Source organism: Streptomyces marokkonensis, from assembly GCF_039539045.1.
In the GTDB taxonomy this organism is placed as follows: domain Bacteria; phylum Actinomycetota; class Actinomycetes; order Streptomycetales; family Streptomycetaceae; genus Streptomyces; species Streptomyces marokkonensis.
Genome location: NZ_BAABCQ010000274.1, coordinates 1 through 6012, shown reverse-complemented (window position 1 = coordinate 6012; position 6012 = coordinate 1). Strand labels below are relative to the sequence as shown.

2 protein-coding genes are annotated in these 6012 nt (G+C 74.6%); both read left to right on the top strand.

Going from position 1 to position 6012, the window contains the following annotated elements:
- Nucleotides 1-4181: type I polyketide synthase (locus tag ABEA26_RS34520; RefSeq protein ID WP_345597834.1), on the top strand; the 4181-nt coding region annotated here is incomplete at its 5' end.
- Nucleotides 4182-4218: 37 nt separating this feature from the next.
- Nucleotides 4219-6012 (top strand): type I polyketide synthase (locus ABEA26_RS34515; RefSeq protein ID WP_345597835.1); only part of this gene is annotated, 1794 nt, incomplete at its 3' end.

The following is a 6012-nucleotide window of genomic DNA, read 5'->3' as shown; positions in this document are numbered from 1 at the left end:
CCGTCTCGTCCTTCGGCGTGAGCGGCACCAACGCCCACACCATCATCGAGCAGGCCCCCGCCTCCGCCGCTGGGCCGGGCACGTCACCCGCCCCGGGCGCGCCGGTCCCGTGGGTGCTGTCGGGCAGGACCGAGGAGGCCCTGCGAGCCCAGGCCGCCCGCCTCGCGTCCTTCGTGGACGACTACGACTACGATGACGCCGCCACCGGCGACAGGGAAGCCGCCCTGATGGCCGATGTGGCGTACTCGCTGGCCACCACCAGGGCCGCCTTCGACCACCGCGCCGCGGTGGTCGGGCAGACCCTGCGGGAGCTTCGGCAGAAACTGGCCGCTGCCGCGAACGGCGACACCCCGCCCGGTGTGGTGACCGATACGGTGCGCACCCGCGGCAGAACCGTCTTCGTCCTCCCCGGACAGGGCTCGCAGTGGGTGGGCATGGCCGCCGAACTGCTGGAGACCTCCCCCGTCTTCCGCGAGCGGATCGACGCCTGCGAGCGCGCGTTCGCACCGCACGTGGACTGGTCGCTGACCGAGGTGCTGCACGGCACCGCCGAGGCCGAGGAGGACCGGGTCGACGTGCTGCAGCCGGTGCTCTGGGCGATGACGGTCGCCCTCGCCGAGGTGTGGCGCTCCTACGGAGTGACCCCCGACGCGGTCGTCGGACACTCCCAGGGCGAGGTCTCCGCGGCAGTGATCGCCGGAGCGGTCTCCCTGGAGGACGGTGCGCGCATCGTGGCGCGGCGCAGCCTCGCCGTGCGCGAACTCCAGGGCCGTGGCGCCATGGCCTCGGTGATGCTCCCGGAGGAGGAGGCCCGGGAACTGATAGGCCGGTGGGACGGCCGCCTCGGCATCGCCGCCGTCAACGGGCCAGCCACCGTCGTCGTCACCGGCGAGACCGGCGCCATGGACGAACTCCTCGCGCACTGCGCCGCGGAGCATGTCCAGGCCCGCAAGGTCGCCGTCGACTACGCCGCGCACTCGCCCCAGATCGAGGGCGTCGAGGCGCAGGCGACCGAGGGGTTCGCCGGCGTCAGTCCGCTCCCCGCCTCGGTGCCCTTCTACTCCACGGTGACCGGCGGGAAACTGGACCCGGCCGAACTCGGCTCCGGGTATTGGTACCGCAACATGCGGCAGACCGTGCGGTTCCACGACGCGATCCGCGCCGCTCTGGCCGACGGGCACGATGTGTTCATCGAGGTCAGCCCGCACCCCGTGCAGTTGACGGGCGTCCAGGACGCCATCGAGGCCGCCGACGCGGTCGCCGCGGTCGTACCGACACTACGCCGCCGCGACGGCGGACCGCACCGACTGATGCTCTCCCTGGCCCAGGCCCACGGGCATGGCGTCGCCGTCGACTGGGACGCCGTCCTGCCAGGCGCGCGCCGCGTTGACCTCCCGACCTACGCGTTCCGGCACGAGCGGTACTGGCTGGAGGCGGGCGCCCCCGCCGGCGACGTGCGCACGGCCGGGCTCGACGCCGCCGACCACCCCTTCCTGGGCGCGGCCGTGGAACTGCCGGACGCCGGCGGCCACCTGTTCACCGGGGTGCTCTCCCTGCGGGCCCAGCCCTGGCTGGCCGACCACGCGGTACTGGGCACCGTCCTGCTGCCGGGCACGGCCTTCGTGGAACTGGCCGCCCACGCCGCGGCCGAGACCGGCTGCGACCTGGTCGAGGAGCTCACCCTGCAGGCGCCCCTCGTACTGCCCGAGCACGGCGGCGTCACACTCCAGGTCCTGGCCGGCGCCCAGGACGACTCCGGCCGCCGGCCGCTGAGCGTGCATTCGCGGGCCGGTGACGGCCCCTGGCTCCGCAACGCCACCGGCACCCTCGCCACCGGCGCGGCCCCCTCCGGGACCGACCTCGGCACCTGGCCGCCGACCGACGCGCAGCCGGTGGACCTGGACGGCTTCTACGACCGGCTGGCGGACCTCGGCCTCAGCTACGGCCCGGTCTTCCAGGGGCTGCGCGCCGCCTGGCGCGGCGACGACGTGCTCTACGCCGAACTCGCCGTCGCCGACGGGACGGACGCGGGCGCGTTCGGCCTGCACCCGGCCCTGCTCGACTCCGCGCTGCACGCGCTGGGCGTGGGCGGCCTCGTACCGGCCGCCGACGGGCCCCTGCTGCCCTTCACATGGTCCCGCGCCGCACTGCGCGGAACCGGAGCGGCCACCCTGCGGGTGCGGCTCGCCCCGGCCGGCGGCGACACCGTACGGCTGGAGGCCACCGACGACACGGGCCGCTCCGTCGTGTCGGTGGAGTCGCTGACGCTGCGCCCGGTGTCGGCCGAGCAACTGCGCACCAGCTCCCGGGACTCCCTGTTCACCGTGGAGTGGGCACCGCTCGCCGCCCCGTCCGGCGCGGACACTCCGACCGTGGGTTTCTACGACGACATGGCCGCCCTCCTTGCCGCCCCCGAGTCGGAGACGGGGGCGCAGGCCGGGACGGACGCCGTCGTCGTCCCCTGCCCGGCCGGGCAGGGCGCCGGTGGCGAACGGCTCCGCGAGGTCCTCGCCGAGGTGCTCCGGCTGGTCCAGTGGTGGCTCTCCGAGGACCGTGCCCCCCGCCTGGTGCTGATGTCCCGGGGCGCGGTCGCCGCCGGGGCCGGCCCGGCGGAGGACGACCCGGTACACGCGGCCGTGTGGGGCCTGATCCGCTCGGCGCAGTCGGAGAACCCGGACCGCGTCGTCCTCCTCGACATCGAGCCCGGCCTCGACATCCACACCAGCGCCGGCGCCGGGGCGGAGCGGGTCGTGACGACCGCCGTCCGCCGGCTCGTCGCCTCCGAGGAGCCACAGGCGGCACTGCGCGGCGAGGTGCTCCTGCTGCCCCGGCTCGCCAGGGCTGCCACCGACGCCCCGCGGACGAATCCCGACTTCGGAACCGGCACGGTCCTGGTGACCGGCGCCTCCGGCGCCCTGGGCGGCCTGGTCGCCCTGCACCTGGTCGCCGAGCACGGCGTGCGCAGCCTGCTGCTGCTCAGCCGGCGCGGCGCGGCCGCCGACGGCGCGGCCGAACTGCAGGCGGAACTGACCGCGTGGGGCGCCGAGGTGCGGTGGGCGGCCTGCGACGTGGCCGACCGGGACGCCCTGGCCGAGGCGCTGTCCGGCACGGAAGTGACGGCCGTGGTGCACACGGCCGGCGTCCTGGACGACGGCGTGGTCGGCTCGCTCACCCCGGAGCGGCTGGAGACGGTGCTGCGTCCCAAGGCGGACGCCGTGCTCAACCTGCACGAACTGACGGGTGACGTGTCCGCGTTCGTGCTCTTCTCCTCACTCGCCGGCACCCTTGGCACGCCCGGCCAGGCCAACTACGCCGCGGCCAACGCCTTCCTGGATGCCTTCGCCCGGTACCGCCGGGCCCAGGGCCTGCCCGCCGTGTCACTGCCCTGGGGCCTGTGGCAGCGCGCCGGCGCCATGACCGAGGACCTCGACGGCGTCGACCGCAACCGGCTCTCCCGCGGCGGCGTGCTGCCCTTGTCCGACGAGGACGGCCTGGAACTCCTCGACACCGCGCTCGCGCTGGAGGAGCCCCTGGTGGTGGCGGCACGGCTAGATCTCGCCGCCCTGCGGAACGCGGCCGTCCCGGTGCCTCCACTGCTCAGGGCGCTCGTCGGCGGCCGGCCGCGCAGTACCGACCGGGCGGCCGCCGTACCGCTGGCGCAGCGGATCGCGGCCCTGTCCGAGAGTGAGCGCGCGGAAGCCGTACTGGACCTCGTACGGTCCGAGGCCGCCGCCGTCCTCGGCCACAGCTCGGCCAAGGCCGTCCAGTCCGACCAGGCCTTCGGCGAGCTCGGCTTCGACTCGCTGACCGCGGTGGAGCTGCGAAACCGGATGAACCGGGCCACCGGACTGCGCCTGCCCGCGACGCTGGTCTTCGACCACCCGACGCCTGCGGTGCTCGCCCAGCGCATCCTCAAGGACCTCCCCGGCGGCGCGGCGGGGACGGCACCCGTCTTCGACGAGCTGGACCGCCTCGCCGCGGCCCTGGACGGCGCCGGCGCGGGCGACGCGGACAACGTCACCCGGACCCGGATCACCGTGCGTCTCCAGGCGCTACTCGCCCGCTGGAACGGGGACGGGCCGGCCGATGCGGAAGACGACGGCGGAACCGGGGACGACCTCAGCTCGGCGAGCGACGAGGAGCTGTACGACCTTCTCGACGACGAACTCGGCATTTCCTGACCTGCGTAAGGCCACAAAGGGGCGGGCGACATCGATGATGAACGAAGACAAGCTCCGGGACTACCTCAAGCGGGCCACCACCGACCTGCGGCAGACCCGGCGGCGCGTGCGCGAGCTGGAGGCCCGCGACCAGGAGCCGATCGCCATCGTGGGTATGGGCTGCCGGTTCCCCGGCGGTGTCGGCTCCCCCGAGGAGCTGTGGCGGCTGCTGGCCGAGGGCACGGATGCCGTCTCGAGCTTCCCCGACGACCGCGGCTGGGACCTCGACGCGCTCTACGACCCCGACCCCGACCGGTCCGGCACGGTCTACACCCGGGAGGGAGGCTTCCTGCGTGACGCGGCGGACTTCGACGCCGAGTTCTTCGGGATCTCGCCGCGTGAGGCGCTGGCGATGGACCCGCAGCAGCGGCTGCTGCTGGAGACGTCCTGGGAGGCGTTCGAGCACGCGGGCATCGACCCCGCGGCCTTGCGGGGCAGCCGCACCGGCGTCTTCGCCGGGCTGATGTACCACGACTACGGCTTCATCCCCGGCGTCCTTCCCGAAGGGGTCGAGGGGCTGATGAGCACCGGCAACTCCGGCAGCGTCGCGTCCGGCCGGATCGCCTACACCTTCGGCTTCGAAGGGCCCGCGGTCACCGTGGACACCGCCTGCTCGTCCTCCCTCGTCGCCCTGCACCTCGCCGTGCAGTCGCTGCGCAACGGCGAGTGTTCCATGGCGCTCGCCGGCGGCGTCACGGTCATGGCCGGCCCGAGCGCCTTCGTGGAGTTCAGCCGCCAGCGCGGACTCGCGCCCGACGGCCGCTGCAAGTCCTTCGCGGCCGCGGCGGACGGCGCGTCCTGGTCCGAGGGCGCCGGCCTGCTGCTCGTGGAGCGGCTGCGGGACGCCCGCCGGCTCGGCCACCAGGTACTCGCGGTGGTCCGCGGCAGCGCGGTGAACCAGGACGGCGCGTCCAACGGCCTGACCGCGCCCAACGGCCCCTCGCAGCAGCGCGTGATCCTCGAAGCGCTGACCGGCGCCCGGCTGTCCGCCGAGGAGGTCGACGCCGTCGAGGCACACGGCACCGGCACGCCTCTCGGCGACCCGATCGAGGCGCAGGCGCTGCTGGCGACCTACGGGCAGGAGCGTGACCGCCCGCTCCTGGTGGGTTCGCTGAAGTCCAACATCGGTCACACGCAGGCCGCGGCGGGTGTGGCGGGTGTGATCAAGATGGTGATGGCGATGCGGCACGGTGTGCTGCCGAAGACGCTGCACGTGGACGAGCCGACCCCGCGGGTCGACTGGTCGGCCGGCTCGGTCGGGCTGCTGACCGAGGCGACCGCGTGGCCGGGCACGGGCCGTCCTCGCCGGGCCGGTGTCTCGTCGTTCGGGATCAGCGGCACCAACGCGCACGTCATCCTCGAAGAGCCGCCGGTGGAGGAGCCGGAGGAGACCCCTCGGGAGCAGGCGCCCGACCCGGAGCCGACGGCTCAGGAAGCGGCGGTTCCGGCGGGGGAGCGAACGCGGACAGAGACCGCGGTCGTGCCGTGGGTGCTCTCCGCGAAGACCGGGCAGGCGCTGCGGGCGCAGGCCCGGCGACTGCTGGCGTCCGTGGACCCGGCCACCATGGCACCGGCCGACGTGGCGTTCTCGCTCGGTGCCACCCGCTCGGCGCTGGAGCACCGCGCGGCGATCGTTGGCGCCGACGGGGAGGAACTGCTCGCCGGCCTGACCGCCCTCGCGGCGGGTGAGCCCGCGGCCCAGGTGGTGACAGGGCGAGCCGGGGCCGACCAGGGCAGGGTCGGGTTCCTGTTCTCGGGTCAGGGGTCGCAGCGGGTTGGTATGGGCCGCGAA